Genomic DNA, 23,087 nt, shown 5'->3' on the forward strand with positions numbered 1-23,087 from the left:
ATCAACTCTCTGATTCTCTGCCCTGAAGCGTTTCCTGATTTGAGTCGTTTCGACGCGTTACCAGCGTTTTCCGTCCGGGGGCAACCTACGGGAGACTCTGGAAGCGATGTTGCGAAAATCATGGGAGCAGAGACTGCTCCGAGCGTTTGAGTGTGTGGCCCTTTCCGGGTCGTGTGAGATGCAGACCCGCCGTGAGAGGGCCCGCCGTGAGAGGGAATGACGGGAAATGAAAAGCAAGCACGTGGCCGTCCTTCTGGGTGGATTCTCGTCCGAGCGGCCCGTGTCTCTGTCTTCAGGGAATGCCTGTGCCGATGCGCTCGAGAAGGAAGGCTACCAGGTCACTCGCGTCGACGTCTCGCGCGATGTCGGATCGGTGCTGGCCGAACTCAAGCCTGATGTTGCCTTCAATGCGCTGCACGGCCCTTTCGGCGAGGACGGCACCATCCAGGGCATCCTCGAATATCTTGCCATTCCCTACACCCATTCCGGCGTGCTCGCTTCGGCGCTGGCGATGAACAAGGAGCAGGCCAAGAAGATCGCCAAGTCTGTCGGCATCCCGGTTGCCGAATCGAAGGTGGTCAATCGCTTCGACATCCAGAACAAGCACCCGATGAAGGCGCCCTATGTCGTCAAGCCGGTCAATGAAGGGTCGAGCTTCGGCGTCGTCATCGTGCACGAAGGCCAGTCGCATCCGCCGCAGGTCATCGGTTCGTCCGACTGGAAGTATGGCGATACCGTCATGGTGGAGCGCTACGTGCACGGGCGTGAGTTGACCTGCGCGGTAATGGGCGACGTGGCTCTCGGCGTCTGTGAGATCATCCCGACCGGCCATTCCTTCTACGACTATGATTCAAAATACGTCGCGGGCGGATCAAAACACGAATGCCCTGCAAAAATTTCACCGAATATTTACCAAAAAATACAGACACTGACGCTCAAGGCTCACCAAGCTATCGGCTGCCGGGGCGTGTCCCGGTCGGACTTCCGTTATGATGATCGACACTCCGAGAACGGCGAAATTGTCTGGCTCGAGATCAACACGCAGCCGGGCATGACGCCGACATCCTTGGTGCCTGAGATCGCCGCACAGGCGGGGCACTCGTTCGGCGATTTGTTGAGTTGGATGGTGGAGGACGCTTCGTGTCTGCGTTGAGGTGGGGACAGGGCAAGGGGAAGGGCGCGGCCGGGCCGACGCTGTTCGGTGTGTCGTTGTCGTTCGACCATTTCGTGCTGCCGCGTCTGCTTCGCCGGCCGGTGCGCGTGCTGGCGCGTCTGGGCGAGGACGACTTCGAGGTGCCGCCGTTTTCCGCGGCCATCCTGTCGGCGGCGCTGCTCGTATCGGGCAGTGCCTATGGCGCCTATCTCGGCGGACATGTCGACGGCATCGTCCAGGGCATCACCGCCCGCACCGGGTTTGCCGTCGACCAGATCAAGGTCGTTGGCAACCGCGCAACCTCAGAGATCGACATTCTCGACAGGATGCAGCTCGATGGCTGGACGTCGCTGATCGGCTTCGATGTCGAAGCCGCGCGGGAGCGCATAGCCACGCTGCCCTGGGTCGAGGTTGCGGCGGTGCGCAAAGTCTATCCGCACACGCTGGAGGTGCGCATCGAGGAGCGAGAGCCTTTCGCGCTCTGGCAGCAGGGCAGCGAGCTTTCCGTCATCGAGCGGTCCGGCGCCGTGATCGCGCCATTCTCCGGCGGCAAGCAGGCGCTGCTGCCGCTGATCGTCGGCACCGGCGCGCCGGCCAAGGCGCCGGATTTCCTGGCCAGGATCAAAAAGTATCCAGAGCTTGCCGCGCGGGTCAAAGGCTATATCCGCATCGGCGAACGGCGTTGGGACCTGAAGCTGGAGAACGGCATCACGGTCAAGCTTCCCGAGGATGGCGAGGACCAGGCGATCGCCGATCTGGTCAGGATGGACCACGAGAACGGGCTGCTGACGCGCGACATCGCCGCCGTCGACATGCGCCTTTCCGATCGCCTCGTCGTCCAGCTGACGCCGGAGGCGGCGACGCAGCGCCAGGCCGCGCTCAACGAAAAGCCGAAAATGCCGAAGCGCAAGGCGGAGGCGAAAATATGAGCTGGCTTGGCGGCAACAGCGATGCCTCGTCGCGCCGATCCGGCATCATGACGGTGCTGGATGTCGGCTCGAGCAAGGTCTGCTGCGTGGTGGCCAAGCTCAAGCCACGCGAGGACGGCAATCTGCTGCGCGGGCGCTCGCATCGCATCCAGGTGATCGGCATCGGCCACCAGAAATCGCAAGGTGTGAAGTCGGGCGTCGTCATCGATCTCGACAGGGCCGAGCACGCCATCCGCCTCGCCGTCGACGCCGCCGAGCGCATGGCCGGCCTGACCGTCGATTCACTGATCGTCAACATGACGGCCGGCCGGCTGAAGAGCGAGAGCTTCTCGGCAACCATCAACCTCGGCGGCCATGAGGCCGACGAGGCCGACATCAAGCGCGTGCTTGCCGCCGGCGCCAAGCAGGCGCTGCGGGCCGAGCGCGAGGTGATCCATTCGCTTCCCGTCGGCTTTTCACTGGATGCCGAGCGCGGCGTGCGTGATCCGCGCGGCATGGTTGGCGACCAGCTCGGCGTCGACATGCATGTGCTGACGGGTGACGCGGCGCCCTTGCGCAATCTGGAGCTTTGCATCAACCGTTCGCACCTGTCGGTCGAGCGCATGGTGGCGACGCCCTATGCCAGCGGGCTTGCCGCACTGGTCGACGACGAACTCGAAATGGGCGCAGCCTGCATTGACATGGGTGGCGGCACCACGACGATCTCGGTCTTTTCGGAAGGCAAGTTCGTCCATGGCGACGCCATCGCCATCGGCGGCAACCACGTCACACTGGACATGGCCAAGGGCCTGTCGACCTCGCTCGACGCCGCCGAGAGGCTGAAAGTGATGCATGGCTCGGCGCTGCCCGGCAGTGCCGACGACCGCGATCTGGTCTCGATACAGCCGATCGGCGAGGATGGCGAGATGCCGCTGCAGATACCGCGTTCGGTGATGACGCGCATCATCCGGGCGCGCATCGACGAGACGCTCGAACTGTTGCGTGATCGGCTGAACAGATCCGGCTACGGCAATGCCGTCGGCAAGCGCGTCGTGCTGACCGGCGGTGCCAGCCAGCTTTCCGGCCTGCCCGAGGCGGCGCGCCGCATTCTCGGACGCAATGTGCGCATTGGCCGTCCGCTCGGCGTGGCGGGGCTGCCCGAGGCGGCCAAGGGGCCGGCTTTCTCGACGCCGGTCGGGCTTTTGATCTATCCGCAGATGGCGAATTTCGAGAGCCATCCGGCGAAAGGAATTTCTGGTCTCAGGATGACCGGGACGGGCGGAAAACTGCATCGAATGAGTCAGTGGTTGAGAGACAGTTTTTAAATTGACGGGGACAGCCCCATAGGCGGCCGCGGCGGCGAAGCGGCGGGAAAGGCAAAGGACGGAGACAATGACCATCAATCTGCAGAAGCCGGACATCACCGAGCTCAAGCCGCGTATCACCGTGTTCGGTGTCGGCGGCGGCGGCGGCAATGCCGTCAACAACATGATCACCGCCGGCTTGCGCGGCGTCGAGTTCGTGGTGGCCAATACCGACGCACAGGCGCTGACCATGTCCAAGGCGGATCGCCTGATCCAGCTCGGCGCGCATGTCACCGAGGGCCTGGGTGCGGGATCGCAACCGGAAGTCGGCCGCGCGGCGGCGGANACAGGCGCTGACCATGTCCAAGGCGGATCGCCTGATCCAGCTCGGCGCGCATGTCACCGAGGGCCTGGGTGCGGGATCGCAACCGGAAGTCGGCCGCGCGGCGGCGGAGGAATGCATCGACGAGATCATCGATCATCTCTCCAACACCCATATGTGCTTCGTCACGGCCGGCATGGGCGGTGGCACCGGCACGGGGGCCGCGCCTGTCGTTGCACGCGCTGCCCGTGAGAAGGGGATTCTCACCGTCGGCGTCGTCACCAAGCCGTTCCATTTCGAAGGGCAGCGCCGCATGAAGACGGCGGATCTGGGCATCGAGGAATTGCAGAAATGCGTCGACACCCTGATCGTCATCCCCAACCAGAACCTGTTCCGGCTGGCCAATGACAAGACGACCTTCGCCGACGCTTTCGCCATGGCCGACCAGGTGCTCTATTCCGGCGTCGCCTGCATCACCGACCTGATGGTCAAGGAAGGGCTGATCAATCTCGACTTCGCCGACGTCCGCTCGGTCATGCGCGAGATGGGCAAGGCGATGATGGGGACGGGCGAAGCTTCCGGCGAGGGCCGCGCCATGGCCGCCGCCGAAGCCGCGATCGCCAACCCGCTGCTCGACGAGACTTCGATGAAGGGCGCCAAGGGCCTGTTGATCTCGATCACCGGCGGCCGCGACCTGACCCTGTTCGAAGTCGACGAGGCGGCGACCCGCATTCGCGAGGAGGTCGACCAGGAAGCCAACATCATCCTGGGTGCGACGTTCGACGAGGATCTCGAAGGCGTTATCCGCGTCTCGGTGGTTGCTACCGGCATCGACAAATCGGCGGCTGACATCGCCGCCGCGCCGATCGCCATCCGCACGGCTCCGCCAAAGCCGGTCAGCCGCCCGGCCGCTCCGGTCACGGAAAGCCGTCCGGCGCCTGTCCAGCAAGGAGGCTACGAGCCACGCGCCGCCGATCCTGTAGCTGAGGCGATCCAGCTTGCCGAGGCGAATGCCGCGGCGATGGCGCGTCCCGCGCCGGCTGCCCAGGCGGAAGATTTCCGCCCGCAGAGCAAGATCTTCCAGGCGCCGCCGGCTCAGCCGCAGCCGATGGTGCAGCCAATGGTTCAGCAAGTGATGCAGCCTGCGCCACAGCGCGAGATGCTTCAACCGGTAGCCGCAGCACCCCAGCGCATGCCGCGCGTCGAGGATTTCCCGCCGGTGGTGAAAGCCGAAGTGGAAGCCAAGGGCCGCCCGGCCGACCATGAGAACAGCGGACCGATGGGACTGCTCAAGCGCCTGACGAACGGCCTTACCCGCCGCGAAGAGGAGCCTGCACGACTGCAGCCGGCGCAGCCGCGCGAGCCGAAACTGCGCCAGGCGGCACCCGAAGTGCGCCGCCTTGCCAGCCAGGATCCGCAGCTTTACGCGCCGCGTCGCGGCCAGTTGGACGACCAAGGCCGGCTGACGCCGCAGAGCAGGGCTGTCCAGGAAGACGATCAGCTGGAGATTCCAGCATTCCTGCGCCGCCAGGCCAATTGACCTGTTAACGGTCCGTAACAATTGTTAACAGGCAGACAAGAGATTGTTTGCCTGTTAACGTTAAAAGCAGTTGCAAAACAGGGTGTTACGAGACCAGATCCGCTTCGGCTCGCGGTTACAGTGAGAAAGAAACCGTGATTTGGAGACTTCCTGCCGGACCACTATCTTCGCCCCGAGCAATGTCGGTTTGCCGGGATTCGGGGGAACTGCCCTGCCTGCCGATCAAAGAGCCGCGCCCTCGGGCTCATGAAGCGACGTAGGCAGTGTGGGCTAAGGGGTTTGTTTTGCACGACTATCAGACGACACTTAAATCGCGTGCGACGCTGACGGGTACCGGCGTTCACAGCGGCAATTCCGTTACCGTTCATTTCCTGCCGGCGGACGCCGATACGGGTGTCGTGTTCCAGCTTTCGAATGGAAGCGAGGGCCGTGAGTTCCGTGCGCTCGTTTCCGAAGTCGGCGCCACCGATCTCTGCACGATGCTCGGCGACCCGGCAGGTGAGCATATCGCCACCGTCGAACATCTGATGGCCACGCTTTTCGGGCTCGGCATCGATAATGTCGTCATCGAGATCGATGGCCGCGAGGTTCCGATCCTTGACGGCAGCGCCATGGCGTTCGTGGAGGCAATCGACCAGGCGGGCATCGACACGCTGCCGGTCAAGCGCCGCTATATCCGTGTGGTCAAGCCGGTTCGCATCGAGAACGGTGCCTCTTGGGCGGAATTCAGGCCTTATGACGGCACGCGCTTCGAGATCGAGATCGATTTCGAAAGCCCGGCGATCGGCCGTCAGCTCTTCGCATCCGACATGAACGCCGACATTTTCCGCCGCGATATCGCGCGGGCCCGTACCTTTGGTTTCATGAAGGATGTCGAGCGGCTGTGGGCAGCCGGCTATGCGCTTGGCTCCTCGCTGGAGAACTCCCTGGTGATCGGTGACGACAACCGCGTGATCAATATGGGAGGCTTGCGCTATCCCAACGAGTTCGTGCGCCACAAGACGATGGACGCCATGGGCGATCTGGCGCTGGCCGGCGCCCGGTTCATTGGCTGCTTCCGTTCGTATCGCGGCGGCCACAGGCTGAACGCGGCAGCGTTGCGCCGCCTTTTATCGGACCGTTCGGCGTTCGAGATCGTCGAGACGACACGCCGCGAGCGCGGTCGTGCGGCCGATATGAGCGCCGTCTATGCGCCCGTTTACGCGCCCTGGATGATCTGATTCTTAACGTTTTTCGGGTTTTATAGCCGCCGGCCTGTGTTGCATGAATGCATCATTGGCCGGCGAAATCATGTAAGTGCGCGGGCCGTGCCAAGCCGCCACAAAAATGTGCGATTGGCCGGGGATAGCGTTGCCGGGCACGGCGGTTATGGTTTATGGCTGCTGCCCCAAAGCGAATGACGACTGAAATGACGCCGAAAGGGCGGAATCCAATCATGTTTTTTAAGCGAATTGGTCAATCGAAAGCGCCGCATCGGTCTGTTTTCCTGGCGCTTTCGGTGGTTGTTCCATCGCTGTTCCTGTCGGCCTGCATGTCGTCCGAGAAGGATGTCGACCTGTCGACCTATGTCGAGCAGACCGAGCCGGCCGACGTTCTCTACAATCAGGGCCTCGCCAATCTGAATGCCGGGCGCCTGCAGGAGGCGAGCCGCAAATTCAGTGCGGTCGACCGCCAGCATCCCTATTCGGAATATGCCCGCAAATCGATGGTGATGGGCGCCTTTGCCGACTATCGCCAGGGCAACTATAGCGAGGCAATCGGTTCGGCCAAGCGCTATCTCACACTCTATCCCTCGACCGACGACGCCGCCTATGCCCAGTACATCATCGGGCTGAGCTACTACCGGCAAATCAGGGACGTCACCCAGGACCAGAAGGAAACGCGTCAGACCGTGCAGACGATGCAGGATCTGGTGACGCGCTGGCCCGATTCCGAGTATGTCGATGACGCCAAGGAAAAGATCCGCTTCGCCAACGACCAGCTCGCCGGCAAGGAGATGCAGATCGGCCGCTACTATCTCGAGCGCCGTGAATATATCGCCGCCGTCAAGCGGTTCCGCAACGTGGTGGAGACCTATTCCAACACGCGCCATGTCGAGGAGGCACTCGCGCGCCTTACCGAAAGCTACTATGCGATGGGGCTGACATCGGAGGCGCAGACTGCCGCGGCTGTGCTCGGCACCAACTATCCCGACAGCGTGTGGTACAAGGATTCCTACAAGCTCCTGCAGAGTGGTGGGCTCGAGCCGCGCGAGAATGCCGGGTCGTGGATCGCCAAGGCCGGGAAGCTGATCACCGGCGCCTGAGCGGCGCGTCACCATGCTTTCCAGACTGTCGATCCGCGATATCGTTCTGATCGAGAAGCTGGACATCGACTTCTCGTCCGGCCTTTCGGTGCTGACCGGCGAAACCGGCGCTGGAAAATCCATCCTGCTCGACGCGCTGTCGCTGGCGCTTGGCGCCCGCGGTGACGCTTCGCTGGTGCGGCATGGCGCGGCACAGGGCCAGGTCATCGCCGTGTTCGACGTGCCGCGCAACCATCCTGCCCGCATGCTGCTTGCCGACAACGCCATCGAGGACGATGGCGACATCATCCTGCGCCGCGTGCAGACGGCAGACGGCCGTACCCGCGTCTTCGTCAACGACCAGCCTTCGAGCGTGACGCTGATGCGCGACGTCGGTCACGCGCTGGTCGAGATCCACGGCCAGCATGACGAGCGTGCCCTGGTCGATCCCGGTGCCCATCGCGAATTGCTGGACAGTTTTGGCGGCCATCTCGGCGCGGCCCGGGCGACCGGCGAGGCATGGCGGCACTGGCGGGCCTGCGAGCAGGAATTTTCGCGACACCGCGCCAAGGTGGAGGCGGCGGCCCGCGAGGCCGACTATCTACGCGCCGCGGTCGCCGAATTGACGAAGCTCGATCCCCAGCCCGGCGAGGAAGCCGACCTAGCCGAATTGCGCGCCTCGATGATGCGGGCGGAAAAGATCGCATCGGAAATCCACGACGCACAGGATGTGCTCTCGGGCCCGTCCTCGCCCCTGCCGCAACTCGCCAGCCTGTTGCGGCGACTGCAGCGCAAGGTGACCGAGGCGCCCGGCTTGCTCGAAGACGTGGTCAAATCGCTCGATGAGGCGATGCTGTCGCTCGACGCGGCACAGTCGGGGGTCGAAGCGGCACTTCGCGCCACCGAATACGATCCGCGGAGGCTGGAGCAGGCCGAAGAGCGGCTGTTTTCGCTGCGCGCCGCCTCACGCAAGCACAGTGTGGCGGTCGACGATCTGGCGCAACTGCGCGACACGATGGCGGCCGATCTCGCCGACCTCGACGCCGGCGAGGAGCGCCTGCATGGGCTGGAGAAGCAAGCCGCCGCCGCCCGCGAGACCTACGACATTTCCGCGGCACAGCTTTCGTCGCTTCGCCATGCGGCGGCGGTCGGATTGACCAAGGCGGTGATGGCCGAACTGCCGGCACTCAAGCTCGAACGGGCCGCCTTCATCGTCGAGATGGCAAGTGAGGCCGAGAGCCGCATGGAAGACGGCATCGATCAGGTCGAGTTCTGGGTGCGCACCAATCCCGGCACAAGGCCAGGGCCGATGATGAAGGTCGCTTCCGGTGGCGAACTTTCACGGTTCCTGTTGGCGCTGAAGGTGGCGCTGGCCGACCGTGGCTCGGCGCCGACCCTGGTCTTCGATGAAATCGACACTGGGGTTGGCGGCGCGGTTGCGGACGCTATAGGCCAAAGGCTGGCGCGATTGTCGAAGCGCGTGCAGGTGCTTTCGGTCACCCACGCGCCGCAAGTGGCGGCGCGAGCGGCGACGCATTTCCTGATCTCCAAATCCGGCAGCGCCGACCGGGTTGCCACCGGTATCGCCGAGATGGACCGGGCAGCGCGTCAGGAAGAGATCGCGCGGATGCTGGCTGGAGCGACGATCACCGACGAGGCACGCGCGGCGGCCGAGCGTCTGCTGCGGGAGAACACCGCAGCATAGCGGAGATTTCTCAGCGTTATGGATCGAGTCAGGATGTGGCTCCATGCTGCTGTTCCGGAATGATTTTCTCACGATCTGGCTCCCTTGCGGGAAAATCCTGATCTATTGTGGCGCCGCCGCTACAGCGCCGCGCGTCCTTTCGGACGTGCAAAGGACGCTGTAGCAATTTGATTTTGCGCATAGTCATTTCCGAAGATCGTTCCGAGCTTCGAGATCATGCGTCGAGGAGCAGTGCATGTCCGAAAAACCTGTCGATTCGCTTGATGAAAGCGAGGCAGCAAGCGAGCTGAAGCGGTTGGCGCAGGAAATCGCCGGCCATGATTTGCGCTACCATGCCGAAGATGCGCCGACGATTTCGGACGCCGCCTACGATGCGCTGCGGCGGCGCAATCTCGCCATCGAGCAGCGTTTTCCTCATCTTGTGCGCGAGGATTCGCCGTCACGGAAAGTCGGCGCGGCGGTGTCGGAAAAATTCGGCAAGATCGTCCATGCCATTCCTATGCTGTCGCTCGACAACGCTTTTGCCGATGCGGACGTGATCGATTTCGTCGGCCGCATTCGCCGCTTCTTGCGGCTCGGCGCCGACGCGCCGTTGGCCATGACGGCCGAGCCGAAGATCGACGGCCTGTCGCTGTCGCTGCGCTACGAGGCGGGACGGCTGGTGACGGCAGCAACGCGTGGCAACGGCCAGGTCGGCGAGGATGTGACAGCCAACGCCCGCACCATCGCTGAGATTCCCAATGTGCTTTCGGGGGATTTTCCCGAAGTATTGGAAGTGCGCGGCGAGGTCTATATGCGCCTCACTGATTTCGCCGAGCTCAATCGCCGCAATGCCGAGGCCGGAAAGCAGGTTTTTGCCAATCCGCGCAACTCGGCGGCAGGCTCCTTGCGCCAGCTCGACACCTCGATCACCGCCAGCCGGCCGCTGCGGTTTTTCGCCTATGCCTGGGGCGCGGTGAACGCCATGCCCGCCGACACGCAGATGGGCATGGTGGCAGCGTTCGAGCGCTTTGGCTTCAGGGTCAACCCGCTGATGAAGCTGTTCGATAGTGTCGAAGGGCTGCTCGAACAATACCGGCTGATCGAATCCAACCGGGCGACGCTTGGCTACGACATCGACGGCGTCGTCTACAAGGTGAACAGCCTTGAGCTGCAGCAGCGGCTGGGCTTCGTGTCACGCTCGCCACGCTGGGCGATCGCGCACAAATTCCCCGCCGAGAAGGCGACGACGATCCTGACCGGCATAGACATCCAGGTCGGCCGCACCGGCGCGCTGACGCCGGTGGCGCGGCTTGTGCCGGTGACGGTCGGCGGCGTCGTGGTGACCAACGCGACGCTGCACAATGAGGACTACATCAAGGGCATCGGCAATAGCGGCCAGCCGATCCGCGAAGGCCGTGACATTCGCATCGGCGACACGGTGAGCATCCAGCGTGCTGGCGATGTCATTCCGCAGGTCATCGACGTGGTCATGGAAAAGCGGCCGCCCGACAGCATGCCATATGCATTCCCAGTGCTTTGCCCGGCCTGCGGCAGCCACGCCGTGCGCGAGGAGGGTGAAGCGGTCAGGCGCTGCACAGGCGGTTTGATCTGCCCCGCGCAAGCGGTGGAGCGTCTGCGCCATTTCGTGTCCCGAGGCGCTTTTGATATCGAGGGGCTGGGCGAGAAGCAGATTGAGTTCTTCTTCCATGCCGAGGATCCGTCGCTGCGCATCTATTCGCCGGCCGACATCTTCACGCTGAAAGCACGGCAGGCAGCATCGCTGACCAAGCTCGAGAATGTCGACGGTTTCGGCGCGACCTCGGTGCGCAAGCTGTTCGCGGCAATCGACGACCGGCGGCAGGTCGAGTTCTCGCGCTTCCTCTATGCGCTCGGCATCCGCCACATCGGCGAGACCAACGCCAAGCGGCTGGCCCGCCATTTTCTTTCCTTTGCCGCTTTCCGCGAAACCGGGCAAAGCGCCGTCATGCCGGCCGGCAAGGGCGACCCGGGCAACGCCGCCTGGCAGGAGTTGAACGGCATCAACGGCATCGGCTCGATCGTGGCCGAAGCGGTGGTCGACTTCTTCGCTGAAGACCATAACCGGCAGGCGCTCGACGCATTGCTGGCAGAAGTAACAGTGCTCGACGAGGAGCCGGTCGGTGGCGTGTCGTCGCCGGTCTCCGGCAAGACGGTGGTCTTCACCGGCGCATTGGAGAAAATGTCGCGCGACGAGGCCAAGGCAATGGCCGAAAAGCTCGGCGCCAAGGTCGCCGGCTCGGTGTCGAAGAAGACCGATCTCGTCGTTGCCGGACCAGGTGCCGGCTCCAAGCTCAAGCTCGCCACCGAGCTCGGCATCGAAGTGATCGACGAGGATGCGTGGTTCGTGCGGATCGGCAAGGCGTGACGGTGGCATTTAGCGGTTTCGGCCAAAAGGCCCTTCCTTTCCTCAAGGCGCTCAATTTTCATCAGCGCCGGGAGTGGTTTGTCGAAAACCGCGACCTTTTCGAAAGCGAGTTGCGCGATCCTTTCGGCGATCTGGTCGAAACGCTCTCCGAGCGCTTCGCTGTAGTGGGGCTGGGGTTGCGCGGCGATCGCAAGAAGTCGCTGTTCCGGATCAATCGCGACGTGCGTTTCGCTAAGGATAAACGACCCTATAACCGGCATCTGTCGGCAATTCTTTCGCCTGACGGCACCAAGATGGAACAGGGCGTGTTGTTCGTCTATATCGGGCTTGAGCGCTGCTTTGCCGCCGTTGCCTGGTGGCAACCCGGGCCGGCGCTTTTGCTGGCGATGCGCCAAGCCATCGGGACACGGCCGGGTGAATTCCGAGCGCTGATCAAGGCATTGAAGCAAAACCGTCTCGAACTTGATCCGGAAGGCTGCATGAAGCGCACACCGCGTGGCTTCGAGCATGTCACCGACATCGACCTCGTGGCCGCCATCCGCAATCGGCATTTCGTCGTCCGGCACGAGATCGACCCTGCGGGAATCCACAGTGCGGCATTGGCCGACGAGCTCGTCGATTTCACCATGCGCGCCAAGCCGCTGCTCGACTGGGGCAGGGCGATCGAAGGCAAGGTCCCGGTGAACCAAGCTCCGGACCGATGATGCAGGCCTGAACGTGCAAAATGGCTGCGCGATCATTTCCGCTGATCGTTTGGCTCAAGCGAATTGGTGTGACAAGGCAGGCGGCTCTCCCTACATACGGCCTTTCTCCAAAGAATGGTTCCCCAGGAGCGACGGATGTCGGCGGAAGCAATCTCCGAAAACGGTGCGAAAAGCGATTTCTGGCAAGGCGTGCGGCTCTCGATGCCCGTCGTGGTGGCGGCGGCGCCGTTCGGGCTGCTGTTCGGTGCGCTTGCCGTCGACAATGGTTTTTCGGTGCTTGAAGCCGTCCTGATGAGCGCCATGGTCTACGGCGGCGCCAGCCAGATGGTGGGTATCGAATTGTTCGGGCAGCATGTCGCGCCATGGCTGATCGTGCTGTCGATCTTCGCCGTGAATTTCCGCCATGTGCTTTATTCCGCCGGTATCGGCCGGCGCATCGCGCACTGGCCGCTGATCCAGCAAGCGGTAGGCTATTTCCTGCTCACCGATCCGCAGTTCGCGGTGGCTGAGCATAAGGCGGAAGCCGGCGAGACGGTCGGCTTCGCCTGGTACATGGGGCTTGGACTGCCGGTCTATGTGTTCTGGGTAACCGAAAGCGCGCTCGGCGCGATGTTCGGCAAGCTCATTCCCGATACGCATGCGCTGGGCATCGATTTCCTGCTGCCGATCTATTTTCTCGGACTGGTCATGAGCTTTCGCAAACGGCCGCTGTGGCTGCCGGTGGTCGTCGCAAGTGCTGCTGCCTCCATCATCGCCTACAAGACGGTGGGCTCGCCCTGGCACGTCTCCATTGGCGCCGTGGCCGGCGTGCTGCTCGCGGTCATCCTGCCGCCGCATCACAGTGGTGTCGAGGCGCGGCCATGAGCACGACCTTGTGGATCATCATCGCCGGTGCGATCGCCACCTATCTCACCCGCATCGGCGGACATCTGGTGATCTCGCGCTTCGAAAATATCCATCCGCGCGTCGAGGCCGGGCTGAATGCGGTGCCGGCGGCGGTGCTGACCACTCTGGTCGCGCCGGCAGCGCTGAGCGCCGGGCCGACGGAATGGGCGGCATTGATCGTCGCCGGGCTGGTCTCGCTGCGCGGCGGGCTTATGGCGATGTTTTTGGCCGGTGCCGCCGTGCTGATCCTCGCCCGGCAGTTCGTCGGGTGACTGGACCGACTGAGTAGGCCGGTCCTACTTGCGCACGATGTCGGAGATCGCGGGGTCGAATCGACCTCCTGCAAAGAGCGTGCGCATCGTCTCTTCCGGATCGAAACCAAACGTTTCGGCGGCCGTCACCGCAATCAGAGCGTCGAGGTCGAGTGTCGGTGCAAGGTCGCGTCCTTGGTGGAGCGCACTGGTCGATAGCCCCGGCCAGTCGGCCAGCACCCGCCCGCCATTCACCGCCCCGCCAGCGAGCATCGCGGCCGATGCCGTACCGTGGTCGGTGCCGCCAGTGCCGTTGACGGCGGCAGTGCGGCCGAACTCAGTGGCGGCCAGCACGGTCGTATCGTTCCAATCGTCGCCGAGCCCAACGTGCAACGCATCAATGAGCGCGTCGAGCGCTCTGAGCTGATTGGCTAGCCTGCCTTGCTGGCCGCTATGCGTGTCCCAGCCGCTGGTTTCGATCATGGCAACGCGCGGTCCGTCGGCCTTGGAGAGGAAGCCCGCAGCGGTGCGGCCGACGCTCGCCGCGTCCTTGCGCTGCGCATTCACTGCGCCAAGCGCTCGTGTCTCCATCGCGCTGCTCCACAGCGCATGCAGCTGTTCGTCGGCGTCATAGAGCTTGCCGACGCGCATCATCAGGTCGTCCGGCGCCTCTGGCAGAGCGGATGGCGCATAGGAGGTGACGTCCGCCTGGCCTCGTAGCGCCAGCGGGATGGTCGGTGCAAAAGCGATCGCTTCGCCGCGAGACTTAGGCAGCATGCCGACCAGCCGGTTTAGCCAACCGTCCTTGCGTTCATAGGGCGAGGTGCCGCCGCTTTCGAGCACGTTTTGACCGTCGAAATGCGAGCGCTCGCGATAGGGCGAAGCGACCGCGTGGACGAACAGTGCCTGCTTGTCCTGATGCAGCTTGCGAAGCCCGGTGAGCGAAGGATGCAGGCCAAACGTGCCGTCGAGCTTTATCGGATTGTCGATTGCCAATGGGCCGCGCAGTGTGCGGTAGGCGGGCTCGGCATAGGGAATGATCGTGTTCAACCCGTCCGCGGCGCCGCGCTGGATGATGAAAACGAAGCGGCGATCGGTTTCCACATTGGCGAAGACGATGCGCGGCGCAATCAGCATCGAGCCGAGGCCGGCGCCGGCGAGAGTGAGGAATTGACGGCGTTTCATGTTGGTCATCTCCTCTGGAAATCATCTTCGTTGGAAGTCGGGCGACACGAGCAGCAGCGCGATGCCGGTGCGCCGGCTCTCGGCGCGGTCGATCTCGGCCACCGTCAGTTCGCTGAGTGAGCCGGCAAAGAGTTTTCGCGCGAGATCTCGCGGATCGATGTCGCCACTCTGCGCGGCGAGGCGCTGCGCCGCCTCGACCCGGCGCACCAGTGCGTCGGGCGCGGCCCAGCTCCCGGCAACGTCATCATAGCCAGCCGGCGAACGCGGCCGCCACACCGGTTGGCCGATCTGGTTGAGCAGTTGCGCCAGGCGCGGCTTGCCGATGTCGCTGCGGCCCAGGCCGCGCAGCGCCGAGATCGTCCATTCCCACGGCGTCTTGAACTTGGCCGCCGCCGGCTGCCAAGCTTCTGGACTGTCGATGAGCGCGCGGTAGACGGCGACGAGATCGCCCTTCGACCGGCGAAAGGCTTCGGCGAGCCGCGTCACGACCGCTGCCGGCGGCTCGTCGGCGATGAAGTGGCGCGCCAGCTTGGTCGCGATGTGCGTTGCGGTCGCTTCGGCCGCCGCGAGGTCGCTCAGCACGGCAAGCGCCTGTTTCTCACCGCTCTGGTGGTAGGTCTTGCCCATGATCGTGCGTTCGCCTGGCTCATGCAGCCCAGGTCGAAAGGTGAAGGCGCCAGCCTGGCCTCGCTCTTGAGCGCGCCCGGTGCTGAAACCGGTCAGGGCCAGCGCGAATTCGGTCACGTCGGTCTGGCTGTAGCCGGAGCGCACGCCGAGTGTGTGCAGTTCCATGATTTCGCGGGCCAGGTTCTCGTTGATGCCGGGCTTGCGCTTGGCGATGCGTTTTGCGGCGCGGCTGGCAAATCTTGAGTTGGGACCGATCGAGCGCACCTGGTCGAGATAGAACAGCATCGCCGGGTGGCGCTCGGCGGCGAGCAGCATATCCTCGAAGTGGCCGAGCACATGCGGGCGGATCGCCTCGCGCTCGAAGGCGCCGGCGATCAGGGTCACCTGCGGTTTCTCCGCCGAGATGGCGAAATGGTTCGACCAGAAATGCACGAGCCGTTCGACGAAGGGGGTCGATGTTTCGAGCGCCGCGCGTGCTCGCGTGTCGACCTCGTCGCGATAAAGCGCTTGAGCCTTCTGGCGCGCCGTCTTGCGGGCGGCCATCTTTGCGGCCCGGTCGGCGTCTTTGGCCTCGAGCATCGCCTCGGCATAGCCGGCACCGAGTGTGGCCGAGTCCTGCGCACCGGAAAAGACGGCTGGGTTTGCGTCGTAGTTTTCGAACTGCGCTACCAACCAGGATTTCGGGTCGGCAGGCGCCTCGTCGTCGGGCCGGGCGCCCAGGCCGAAGCGGTTGAGCGCAACCGCGACCTCGCTTGGACGTGCCAATCGTGCCTCCGTCAGCATTGCTTTTCAGAGGCTTCAACGCGGCGGTGACCGGAATCCGTCGCTATTTCCGGCTCTATTTTTCGTGCGCTCGGCGCAGCATGTTGGTGCGGCCGCGCAGGCCGTCGACAAGCCGAGCCCTGTCGGCTGGCGTCAATCCCGTCGCGAAGGTCACGATTGCCTGTTCGAGCCGGCCGCGTAGCGCCATATCGGCTTGCCGGACCGAGGCGAGCGTCGCATTGATCGCCGCTGCGTCGATCGGCTCAGCCTCGATCAGGCGCGCGACCTCCTCGCGGCCGGCCCGAGCTGCTTCGATGTCGGCAGCCGACTGGCGCCGCGCCTCGGCGAGCGCCTGGCGGAACGCCTTGCGCTGTTCGGGCGACAGGCCGGCTGCGGCGAAGCGCAGGCCGCGCTGGTCGCCCGCCCCGTCGCGCTGCCCCTCCTGCGCCTGCCACATGTAGCCAGCTCCGGCAGCGGCGCCGAGCACGAAGATGTTGAGCGCCAGCGAGACGGCAAGCAGGATCCTGATGCTGCGTTCGCTCATTGCACATCCCCTTGCATGTCGCCGAATGCGGTCAGCGCATAGGCGTCACCATCGTCAGGGGCGCTGTTGAGCGACAACAGCACGGCGACTGTCAGCACACCGGCTAGTGCGCCCGCCAGTCCGATGCCGGCCAACCCGGCACACTGCCAGATGAGCCGTGTGCGGCGCCACAGCGCAGACGGCGCCGTGGCAATGATCCTTCGCGCGTGCGCGCCGTCCGGAGCTGCGACGCGATGGCGCGACAGCAGATCGTCGAGCTCCGCCGCCGGTGCAAGTGCGACTTCGGCTTGAGTCGGGTAGGCGGCGATGAAGTCCAGCGCCGCCGCCCGCTCGTTTTCAGGCCAGCGCTGCGGCGACCCGCCATAGGCGGCAACGAGCGCGGAAAACCTCTCTGGAGTCATGTCATTTCGTCCCTGTCTCGTCCGAGCCTGGAGCGCAACTGCCGCCGCGCCCGCGACAAGAGGCTTTCCAATGCTTCAATGCTGATTCCCATGACCTCTGCGGCATCGCCGTTCGAAAGCTCCTGATAATACTGCAGCACGATCGCCTCGCGCTGGCGCTCCGGCAGCTCGGCCAGAGCGCGCCGCACCTGGTGCTGATCGTCGGCCGCGAGCATATCCGCTTCCGCGCCCGGTCGTTCATCGGGGCGATCGGGAAGTTCCGCCACCGGCGTCTCCCGCCGCCTGCGCAGCCGGTCGTAGCAGAGATTGAGTGCGACGCGATGCAGCCAGGTGTCGAACTTCGCCTCGCCGGCGCGCCAGCCCGGAGCCGCCCGCCAGATGCGCAAGAAGGTCTCCTGCGCGATGTCCTCTGCCTCGCCGCGGTCGCCCAGCATTCGCGTGGCGAGACGGATCAGCCGCGGCAGCTTGCGCTCGACCATGGCTTCCACCGCAGCCGCATTGTTTTGCGCGATCAGCGCCAGCAGCCGCTCGTCGGTCTCGCCCACGCTTTGCCTTCTCGTTCCACCACGCCAGACCTTCTGCTGACACGACCGTCATCCTGCACCCGCTATGTGTCTTCAACGGGTTTCAATGCGAAATCCGTCGGCGACCCGTGCTTGGGGGACAGACATGGCCCCAGTCTGGTGGCACACCATTGGCGCGACATCGAGAGCCAGATGTCCGTTTAGGGGGCGATAGCTGACCCCACCACCTTTCCGAAAATCAGATCTTCTGGTCGTGCGGCAGCGGTGCGGTTGCCTTTTCCAGCCAGGCCAGCGTCTCGCCATCGAGCATCGGTCCGATCTCGGCCAGCACGCGTGCGTGGTATTGGTCGAGCCAGTGCAGCTCGTCACGCGTCAACAGGTCGGTGCGCACCAGCCTGGTGTCGATCGGAGCCAGCGTCAGCGTTTCGAAGCCGTGCATGGTGATGTCGCCGCCCTCTATCGGTTCGGCCGGCGTCACCAGGATGAGATTCTCGATGCGGATGCCGTAAGAGCCTTCCTTGTAGTAGCCCGGCTCGTTGGAGAGGATCATGCCCGCCAGCAGCTTCTCAGTGCCGGTCTTGGCGATGCGTTGCGGGCCTTCGTGAACGGCCAGATAGGAGCCGACGCCGTGGCCGGTGCCGTGGGCGAAATCGCAGCCATGTCTCCACAGGGCAAGACGCGCCACGGCATCGATTTCGGAGCCGCGCGTGCCCGGGGGAAAGCGCAGCATGGAAATGCCGATCATGCCCTTCAGCACCAGCGTGAAGCGTTCGCGCATTTCCTCGGTCGGCTTGCCGATCGGCACAGTGCGGGTGATGTCGGTGGTGCCGTCCTGATACTGCCCGCCGGAATCGAGCAGGAACAGCTCGCCAGACTGAAGCTTTCGGCTGGTGGCGCGGGAAACGCGGTAGTGCATGATGGCGCCGTTCGGACCGGCGCCCGAGATCGTGTCGAAGGACACGTCGCGCAACAGCATCTGCGTTTCCTCGCCGGTGCTGCGGCGGCACTCCTCGAGCTTGGTGACGACGGCGATTTCGTCGAGCTTGCCGGGTTTCTGGCGGTCGAGCCAGCAGAGCAGCTTGGCCACGGCGGCGCCATCGCGGCGATGCGCGGCGCGGGCGCCGTTGATCTCGGCCTGGTTTTTCGTGGCGCGTGGAATGCGGGCTGGATCGGGCGCCGATATGACGGTGCCGCCATTGTCCTCGACCAGCATGCTGAGCTTCTCCGCCGCCAGCACCGGGTCCAGCGCGATTTTTGCACCGCCCTTGGCCAGAGCCGCGATCGCCGCTTCGAAGTCACGGGGTTCGTGCAGTTCAGCAAGCTGCGTCAGATAAGCTGCGACGGTGCGCGAAAACTTGCGCTGGTCCATGAAAAGCTGGTGCGACCCGTCGGCGGCGAGCACAGCGAAGCCGAGCGCCAGCGGCGTATGCGGCACGTCGCCGCCGCGGATGTCGAAGGCCCAGGCGATGGAGGACGGGTCGGTCAGCACGGCATGGGTGGCGCCGTCCTTGCCGATGGCCGACGCCAGCCGCGCCAGCTTGTCCTTGGCCAGTTCGCCGGCAAAGGCGATCGGATGGAGCTCGACCGGCGCCAACGGTGGTTCGGGCTGGTCCTTCCAGATGGCGTCGATTGGATTCTTCTCGAGCGGCACCAAAACCGCCCCCGATTTTTCGGCCGAAGCTTTCAGCGCTTTCACGTCGCCGATCGTCTGCAGCCACGGATCGAAGCCAAGCCGCACGCCCTTGCCGAGATTGTCCTTGATCCAGGTGGCGGGCGGATTGTCGACCAGGCTTTCGATCGAGAAGATGTCGAGATCGACTTCCTGGCGCACCTGCAGCGTATAGCGTCCGTCGACGAACATGACGGCGCGGCCGCCGAGCACGATGGTGATGCCGGCCGAGCCGCTGAAGCCGGTCAGCCATTTCAGCCGTGCCGAGCGGTCGGCGACATATTCGCCCTGATGCTCATCGGCACGCGGCACGATGAAGCCATCCAGGTCGTTGGCCGCCAGCCATTGACGCAGCAGCGCCACCCGCGGCTTGCCGACGGCTGGGTCGCCGGCGGAATCAAAAGTCTGGAACATGACGGGGCTCTCCTCGGATGCTGGCGCGACCGTAGCGCATGACCCCGAAAATCGGAATCGACTTTTGCTGGGCTGATCTTCGGTTCGGAGAAAATCAGCGCAAGATCAAAGTGCTACAGCATCAGCCGCCTGACAACCGACGGGATTTGGTCCAGCAGCATCGCTTTTGCGCATAGACGCCATGCAGAATCAGCGATTTTCAAATAGGTCAGCAGAGCTTACCTTTTTGGAGTGGAGGAACGACTCTTATTGCACTGCAAAGGAGACCATCATGTCCACGATTTCAGCCAGACGCGGATTTTTCCGAAGCGCCATGAACGCTCTCATCGAAGCGCGCCAGCGCGAAGCGAGCCGCTATGTGAGCGGCGTTCTGCTTGGCTTTGACGACGAAACGCTGAAAGCGCACGGCTACGATCGCGAAGAGCTGAGGAAGGCGGCAAGATCGCCCTACGTCTGAGCGACTTGCCGCTTGCGTTTGAAGGCGCTGCGCGTCACCGCTTGAGGTGGATCGTCACCCAGCCCTCGCGGTGCAACGTCCTGACATGGCGGAACCGCTGGCCGACATAGGCCGAGATCACTGCGTCGCGCTGCCGGTCGAGGATGCCTGATAGCACGATCGAGCCGCCCAAGGTGACATGCCCGGCCATTTCGGGCGCCAGCCGCATCAGCGGCCGCGCCAGTATGTTGGCGACGATGAGGTCGAAGGGGCCGCGCGCGGCAAAGATCGGGTGGTGGAAGCCCGGAGCCGTCACCGCTTCGACGAGCGCTTTGACATGGTTGAGCCGCGCATTGGCGGCGGCGACCTTTATGGCGACAGGGTCGATGTCGGTCGCCAGCACCGGGATGTGGGCGAGCTTGGCTACCGCGATCGCCAGCACGGCACTGCCGGTGCCGAGGTCGAGCGCATTGCGTGGGCGCTCGCGCCGCACGACCTGTTCCAGCATTTCAAGGCAACCGGCGGTGGTGCCGTGATGGCCGGTGCCGAAGGCGAGGCCCGCTTCGATCTCGATGGCGAGCTCGCCGCTGTGGCGCTTCCTGCGGTCATGCGCGCCATGGACGAAGAAACGGCCAGCGCGCACCGGCTTCAGTCCCTCCAGCGAACGCGTTACCCAGTCGATATCAGGCACGGGCTCGCGCGCAATCGGCCTCGACAGGGCAAGCCCGGCAAGAATCTCTTCCACACGCGCCTCGACGGCATCGACATCGCCGTCGGCATAGAGCGACACTTCGTGGATGTCGCGATCCTCATCGACTTCGAGGATGGCAATCGGCAGACCCTCGTCCTCGAAGGCCGTCTCGAACGCCGCGAAGATACGGTCGGCCTCGATCTTTCCAGTGGTGAAATAAAGCCGCGTTTGGGTCATCAAACGATGTTTTTGTTTGAGCATGATCTTTTCCGAAAACCGGTCTCACTTTTCGGGATCATGCTCTAACCTTCCGCCGCCAGCCGCTTGAGCTTGGCGATGGCGGTGTCCGGGCTTTCGCCATAGGCGATGGTGCCGGCGAAGTCGCCCCTGGCGTTGAGCAGCAGCACCGACGCGGTGTGGTCCATCGTGTAGTCGCCGTTGTCGGTATCGACCTTTTTCGAATAGATGCCGAAGGATTTGGCCATCGCGTGGACCTTGTCAGGATCGCCGGTGATGCCGAGGATGCGGTCGGAGAAATTGCTGATATAGGCGTTCATGATTTCGGGTGTGTCGCGTTCCGGGTCCACCGAGACGAAATAGGCGTGCACGTTCTTGCCGTCGTCACCCATCGTCTTCAGCCAGCCGGCCAGTTCGAACAGCGTGGTCGGGCAGACCTCCGGGCAATGGGTGAAGCCGAAGAAGACGACGCTGGGGTGGCCGCGAAAGGCAGCCTCGGTGACCGGAGCGCCCTTCTGGTCGACCAGCGTGAACGGCGCGCCGAACGGCTCGCCGCCATAGTGCCCGCGGTACCAGTCGAAGGTGAGCCAGCCGATGCCTGCTGCCATCAGGACAAGAATGCCGACCAGTATCGAACGCATCATCAATTGGGTGTCCGTCGTGATTTTCATTGGCGCCGTATCGGCGCAAGCTGGTTCGGCGAACACTCTTAACGGTTTGATCTCGCGCGCGCAAAGATGTCGCGTTGCCGCAACCGGCATTCCTGTCAAAAAATGATCCGCTTGCAAAGCGCTGCCGCCGGTCCCACCTGAGGTCGGCAAAACTCGAACCGCAGGAGGCTTCCTTGCAAGGACTGATTGGGCGAAAACTGATCGGCGGCGCTTTGGCCGCATGCCTTGTCATCGGTGCTGGTGCGGCTTTCGCCCAGGAGGTCGGCAAGGTCGGCGTCGACTGGCTAGGCAACGACATCATCGTCGAGGCAATCAAGGACCCCAAGGTCGAAGGCGTGACCTGCCACGTCTCCTATTTCGACCGCGGCGTGATCGATCGCTTGCAAAAGGGCAACTGGTTCGAGGATCCGTCCGATTCCTCGATCTCCTGCCGTCAGACCGGGCCGATCACCATCAGCGAGATCGACATGAGCGAGGCCGGCGAGGAGGTTTTCAAGCAAGGCATCAGCCTGATCTGGAAGAAGCAGGTGGTGAACCGCATCTACGACAAAGCCAATGAGACCTTGATCTATCTGTCGCACTCGCGCCAGGTGCAGGACGGTTCGGCGAAAATGTCGGTCACCACCGTGCCGCTCTACGGCCAGAACGTGGTGTGGACCAACGGCAAGCCAAAATAGGCTCTGGTACAGGCGACGGACGATTGGTCCCGCTTGCGGGACCAATCGGCGACGCGACAATTGCTCCCGCCTTGCAGGAGCAATCGCGCGGGGGTAAAGCCGCGGCATGGACCGCCCCGAAAACCTCGTCCTGAAAGACCCCGAGCCGCGTATCCACCCGACCGCGGAGCTGAAGGCGTGCAAGCTTGGACGCTACGCCTCGATCGGCGAGCGGGTCATCTTGCGTGAAGTCATAGTGGGCGATTTCTCCTATTTCGAGCGCCACGCCGAGGCGATCTACACGACCATCGGCAAGTTCTGTTCGATCGCCGCCAACAGCCGCATCAACGCGCTGGAGCATCCGATTGAGCGGCTGACCCAGCACAAGGTCAGCTACCGCCCGAACGAGTATTTTCGCTGGCTGGGCGTCGACGCGGCTTTCCGGGAACGGCGCCGGGCGCAATCCGTCAGCATCGGCCACGATGTCTGGATCGGCCATGGCGCGGTGATCATGCCTGATGTGACCATCGGCAATGGCGCGATCATCGGCGCCAATGCGGTGGTGACGCGCGACGTTCCTGCCTATGCGATTTTCGCCGGCGTTCCGGCCAGGCAATTGCGCCAACGCTTCGCGGCGGACATCGCCGCGCGGATCGAACGTCTTGCCTGGTGGGACTGGCCGGTCGAGAAACTGGCCAAGGCGGTCCCCGACATGCAGGCGCTGTCCATCGAGATTTTCCTCGACCGCTGGGAAATACCCTGATCTTGCGGGAGCGTGCACAGTTTTATCCGTGAAATCCCTCCTTGCAAGGGAACCCGGAGCGGTTG

Annotated in this window: 22 protein-coding genes and 1 pseudogene; 15 read left to right on the forward strand and 8 right to left on the reverse strand. The window is 63.8% G+C overall.

Annotation, left to right across the window (positions count from 1 at the left end):
• Positions 1 to 226 precede the first annotated feature (226 nt).
• From CIT25_RS04310 to CIT25_RS04365, 12 genes and pseudogenes are all read left to right on the forward strand, one after another.
• Positions 227 to 1,153: a D-alanine--D-alanine ligase gene (locus CIT25_RS04310; protein ID WP_095483337.1), complete on the forward strand. Its 927-nt coding sequence runs from the start codon at positions 227 to 229 to the stop codon at positions 1,151 to 1,153.
• Positions 1,141 to 2,082 (forward strand): cell division protein FtsQ/DivIB, encoded by a 942-nt coding sequence (locus CIT25_RS04315; RefSeq protein WP_095483338.1) that lies wholly within the window; start codon positions 1,141 to 1,143, stop codon positions 2,080 to 2,082. The genes CIT25_RS04310 and CIT25_RS04315 overlap by 13 nt, the downstream gene beginning before the upstream one ends.
• On the forward strand, positions 2,079 to 3,386 hold the full coding sequence (gene ftsA / locus CIT25_RS04320) for a cell division protein FtsA (protein WP_095483339.1): 1,308 nt from the start codon (positions 2,079 to 2,081) through the stop codon (positions 3,384 to 3,386). Before CIT25_RS04315 ends, ftsA begins: the two co-directional genes overlap by 4 nt.
• A gap of 67 nt (positions 3,387 to 3,453) precedes the next feature.
• Positions 3,454 to 3,710: pseudogene (locus tag CIT25_RS38415) on the forward strand (cell division protein FtsZ); the annotation flags it as partial.
• Positions 3,711 to 3,718: 8 nt separating this feature from the next.
• Positions 3,719 to 5,227, forward strand: coding sequence for a cell division protein FtsZ (ftsZ, locus tag CIT25_RS04330; protein ID WP_425351731.1), 1,509 nt, complete (start codon positions 3,719 to 3,721; stop codon positions 5,225 to 5,227).
• Positions 5,228 to 5,511: 284 nt separating this feature from the next.
• The gene (lpxC, locus tag CIT25_RS04335) at positions 5,512 to 6,447 is read left to right on the forward strand and encodes a UDP-3-O-acyl-N-acetylglucosamine deacetylase (protein ID WP_095483341.1); all 936 of its coding nucleotides are present in this window, start codon (positions 5,512 to 5,514) and stop codon (positions 6,445 to 6,447) included.
• Positions 6,448 to 6,662: 215 nt separating this feature from the next.
• The gene (locus CIT25_RS04340; RefSeq protein WP_095483342.1) at positions 6,663 to 7,532 is read left to right on the forward strand and encodes an outer membrane protein assembly factor BamD; all 870 of its coding nucleotides are present in this window, start codon (positions 6,663 to 6,665) and stop codon (positions 7,530 to 7,532) included.
• A 13-nt stretch (positions 7,533 to 7,545) separates the two neighbouring features.
• Complete coding sequence (gene recN / locus CIT25_RS04345; RefSeq protein ID WP_095483343.1) at positions 7,546 to 9,216, forward strand: DNA repair protein RecN; 1,671 nt, start codon at positions 7,546 to 7,548, stop codon at positions 9,214 to 9,216.
• A gap of 235 nt (positions 9,217 to 9,451) precedes the next feature.
• On the forward strand, positions 9,452 to 11,602 hold the full coding sequence (ligA, locus tag CIT25_RS04350) for an NAD-dependent DNA ligase LigA (RefSeq protein ID WP_095483344.1): 2,151 nt from the start codon (positions 9,452 to 9,454) through the stop codon (positions 11,600 to 11,602).
• The gene (locus CIT25_RS04355; RefSeq protein ID WP_095483475.1) at positions 11,599 to 12,306 is read left to right on the forward strand and encodes a DUF2461 domain-containing protein; all 708 of its coding nucleotides are present in this window, start codon (positions 11,599 to 11,601) and stop codon (positions 12,304 to 12,306) included. The genes ligA and CIT25_RS04355 overlap by 4 nt, the downstream gene beginning before the upstream one ends.
• A gap of 135 nt (positions 12,307 to 12,441) precedes the next feature.
• Positions 12,442 to 13,170 (forward strand): AzlC family ABC transporter permease, encoded by a 729-nt coding sequence (locus CIT25_RS04360; RefSeq protein ID WP_095483345.1) that lies wholly within the window; start codon positions 12,442 to 12,444, stop codon positions 13,168 to 13,170.
• Positions 13,167 to 13,463 carry an AzlD family protein gene (locus CIT25_RS04365; protein ID WP_095483346.1) on the forward strand — a complete coding sequence of 99 codons (297 nt, stop codon included), beginning with the start codon at positions 13,167 to 13,169 and terminating at the stop codon, positions 13,461 to 13,463. The genes CIT25_RS04360 and CIT25_RS04365 overlap by 4 nt, the downstream gene beginning before the upstream one ends.
• Positions 13,464 to 13,487: 24 nt before the next feature.
• On the opposite strand, the gene CIT25_RS04370 is transcribed toward CIT25_RS04365, so the two are convergent.
• From CIT25_RS04370 to CIT25_RS04395, 6 genes are all read right to left on the reverse strand, one after another.
• Entirely contained in the window at positions 13,488 to 14,627 is a 1,140-nt protein-coding gene (locus tag CIT25_RS04370; RefSeq protein WP_206072915.1) for a DUF1501 domain-containing protein, read from the reverse strand.
• 21 nt (positions 14,628 to 14,648) lie between these two features.
• A complete protein-coding gene (locus tag CIT25_RS04375; protein WP_245329760.1) occupies positions 14,649 to 16,019 on the reverse strand; it encodes a DUF1800 domain-containing protein in 1,371 nt (456 codons plus the stop codon).
• 73 nt (positions 16,020 to 16,092) lie between these two features.
• Positions 16,093 to 16,560: a periplasmic heavy metal sensor gene (locus CIT25_RS04380; protein ID WP_095483349.1), complete on the reverse strand. Its 468-nt coding sequence runs from the start codon at positions 16,558 to 16,560 to the stop codon at positions 16,093 to 16,095.
• Entirely contained in the window at positions 16,557 to 16,961 is a 405-nt protein-coding gene (locus CIT25_RS04385; RefSeq protein ID WP_095483350.1) for a hypothetical protein, read from the reverse strand. The genes CIT25_RS04380 and CIT25_RS04385 overlap by 4 nt, the downstream gene beginning before the upstream one ends.
• Positions 16,958 to 17,506, reverse strand: a complete 549-nt coding sequence (locus CIT25_RS04390) for an RNA polymerase sigma factor (protein WP_095483351.1) — start codon at positions 17,504 to 17,506, stop codon at positions 16,958 to 16,960. The genes CIT25_RS04385 and CIT25_RS04390 overlap by 4 nt, the downstream gene beginning before the upstream one ends.
• Before the next feature lie 217 nt (positions 17,507 to 17,723).
• A complete protein-coding gene (locus CIT25_RS04395) occupies positions 17,724 to 19,568 on the reverse strand; it encodes an aminopeptidase P family protein (RefSeq protein WP_095483352.1) in 1,845 nt (614 codons plus the stop codon).
• Positions 19,569 to 19,839: 271 nt separating this feature from the next.
• Between CIT25_RS04395 and CIT25_RS04400 the strand changes: the two genes are divergently transcribed.
• A complete protein-coding gene (locus CIT25_RS04400; protein ID WP_095483353.1) occupies positions 19,840 to 20,025 on the forward strand; it encodes a hypothetical protein in 186 nt (61 codons plus the stop codon).
• A 34-nt stretch (positions 20,026 to 20,059) separates the two neighbouring features.
• Here CIT25_RS04400 and CIT25_RS04405 read toward each other — a convergent pair whose 3' ends face one another.
• Together CIT25_RS04405 and CIT25_RS04410 are read right to left on the reverse strand one after the other, a co-directional pair.
• Positions 20,060 to 20,932, reverse strand: a complete 873-nt coding sequence (locus CIT25_RS04405) for a 50S ribosomal protein L11 methyltransferase (protein ID WP_095483476.1) — start codon at positions 20,930 to 20,932, stop codon at positions 20,060 to 20,062.
• Between the two features lie 65 nt (positions 20,933 to 20,997).
• Positions 20,998 to 21,576, reverse strand: coding sequence for an SCO family protein (locus tag CIT25_RS04410; RefSeq protein ID WP_095483477.1), 579 nt, complete (start codon positions 21,574 to 21,576; stop codon positions 20,998 to 21,000).
• A 209-nt stretch (positions 21,577 to 21,785) separates the two neighbouring features.
• Between CIT25_RS04410 and CIT25_RS04415 the strand changes: the two genes are divergently transcribed.
• The gene (locus tag CIT25_RS04415; protein WP_370453313.1) at positions 21,786 to 22,280 is read left to right on the forward strand and encodes a CreA family protein; all 495 of its coding nucleotides are present in this window, start codon (positions 21,786 to 21,788) and stop codon (positions 22,278 to 22,280) included.
• A gap of 106 nt (positions 22,281 to 22,386) precedes the next feature.
• Positions 22,387 to 23,022 carry a DapH/DapD/GlmU-related protein gene (locus CIT25_RS04420; RefSeq protein WP_095483354.1) on the forward strand — a complete coding sequence of 212 codons (636 nt, stop codon included), beginning with the start codon at positions 22,387 to 22,389 and terminating at the stop codon, positions 23,020 to 23,022.
• Positions 23,023 to 23,087 lie beyond the last annotated feature (65 nt).

It is taken from the genome of Mesorhizobium mediterraneum, from assembly GCF_002284565.1.
GTDB classification, from domain to species: Bacteria; Pseudomonadota; Alphaproteobacteria; order Rhizobiales; family Rhizobiaceae; genus Mesorhizobium; species Mesorhizobium mediterraneum.

Excerpts from the sequence above, each read along its gene's own strand:
- CIT25_RS04310 (WP_095483337.1), top strand. The coding sequence starts at position 227 with ATGAAAAGCAAGCACGTGGCCGTCCTTCTGGGTGGATTCTCGTCCGAG.
- ftsA (WP_095483339.1), top strand. The coding sequence starts at position 2,079 with ATGAGCTGGCTTGGCGGCAACAGCGATGCCTCGTCGCGCCGATCCGGC.
- CIT25_RS04340 (WP_095483342.1), top strand. The coding sequence starts at position 6,663 with ATGTTTTTTAAGCGAATTGGTCAATCGAAAGCGCCGCATCGGTCTGTT.
- recN (WP_095483343.1), top strand. The coding sequence starts at position 7,546 with ATGCTTTCCAGACTGTCGATCCGCGATATCGTTCTGATCGAGAAGCTG.
- ligA (WP_095483344.1), top strand. The coding sequence starts at position 9,452 with ATGTCCGAAAAACCTGTCGATTCGCTTGATGAAAGCGAGGCAGCAAGC.
- CIT25_RS04360 (WP_095483345.1), top strand. The coding sequence starts at position 12,442 with ATGTCGGCGGAAGCAATCTCCGAAAACGGTGCGAAAAGCGATTTCTGG.
- CIT25_RS04365 (WP_095483346.1), top strand. The coding sequence starts at position 13,167 with ATGAGCACGACCTTGTGGATCATCATCGCCGGTGCGATCGCCACCTAT.
- CIT25_RS04370 (WP_206072915.1), bottom strand. The coding sequence starts at position 14,627 with ATGAAACGCCGTCAATTCCTCACTCTCGCCGGCGCCGGCCTCGGCTCG.
- CIT25_RS04380 (WP_095483349.1), bottom strand. The coding sequence starts at position 16,560 with ATGAGCGAACGCAGCATCAGGATCCTGCTTGCCGTCTCGCTGGCGCTC.
- CIT25_RS04385 (WP_095483350.1), bottom strand. The coding sequence starts at position 16,961 with ATGACTCCAGAGAGGTTTTCCGCGCTCGTTGCCGCCTATGGCGGGTCG.
- CIT25_RS04395 (WP_095483352.1), bottom strand. The coding sequence starts at position 19,568 with ATGTTCCAGACTTTTGATTCCGCCGGCGACCCAGCCGTCGGCAAGCCG.
- CIT25_RS04400 (WP_095483353.1), top strand. The coding sequence starts at position 19,840 with ATGTCCACGATTTCAGCCAGACGCGGATTTTTCCGAAGCGCCATGAAC.
- CIT25_RS04405 (WP_095483476.1), bottom strand. The coding sequence starts at position 20,932 with ATGACCCAAACGCGGCTTTATTTCACCACTGGAAAGATCGAGGCCGAC.
- CIT25_RS04410 (WP_095483477.1), bottom strand. The coding sequence starts at position 21,576 with ATGATGCGTTCGATACTGGTCGGCATTCTTGTCCTGATGGCAGCAGGC.
- CIT25_RS04420 (WP_095483354.1), top strand. The coding sequence starts at position 22,387 with ATGGACCGCCCCGAAAACCTCGTCCTGAAAGACCCCGAGCCGCGTATC.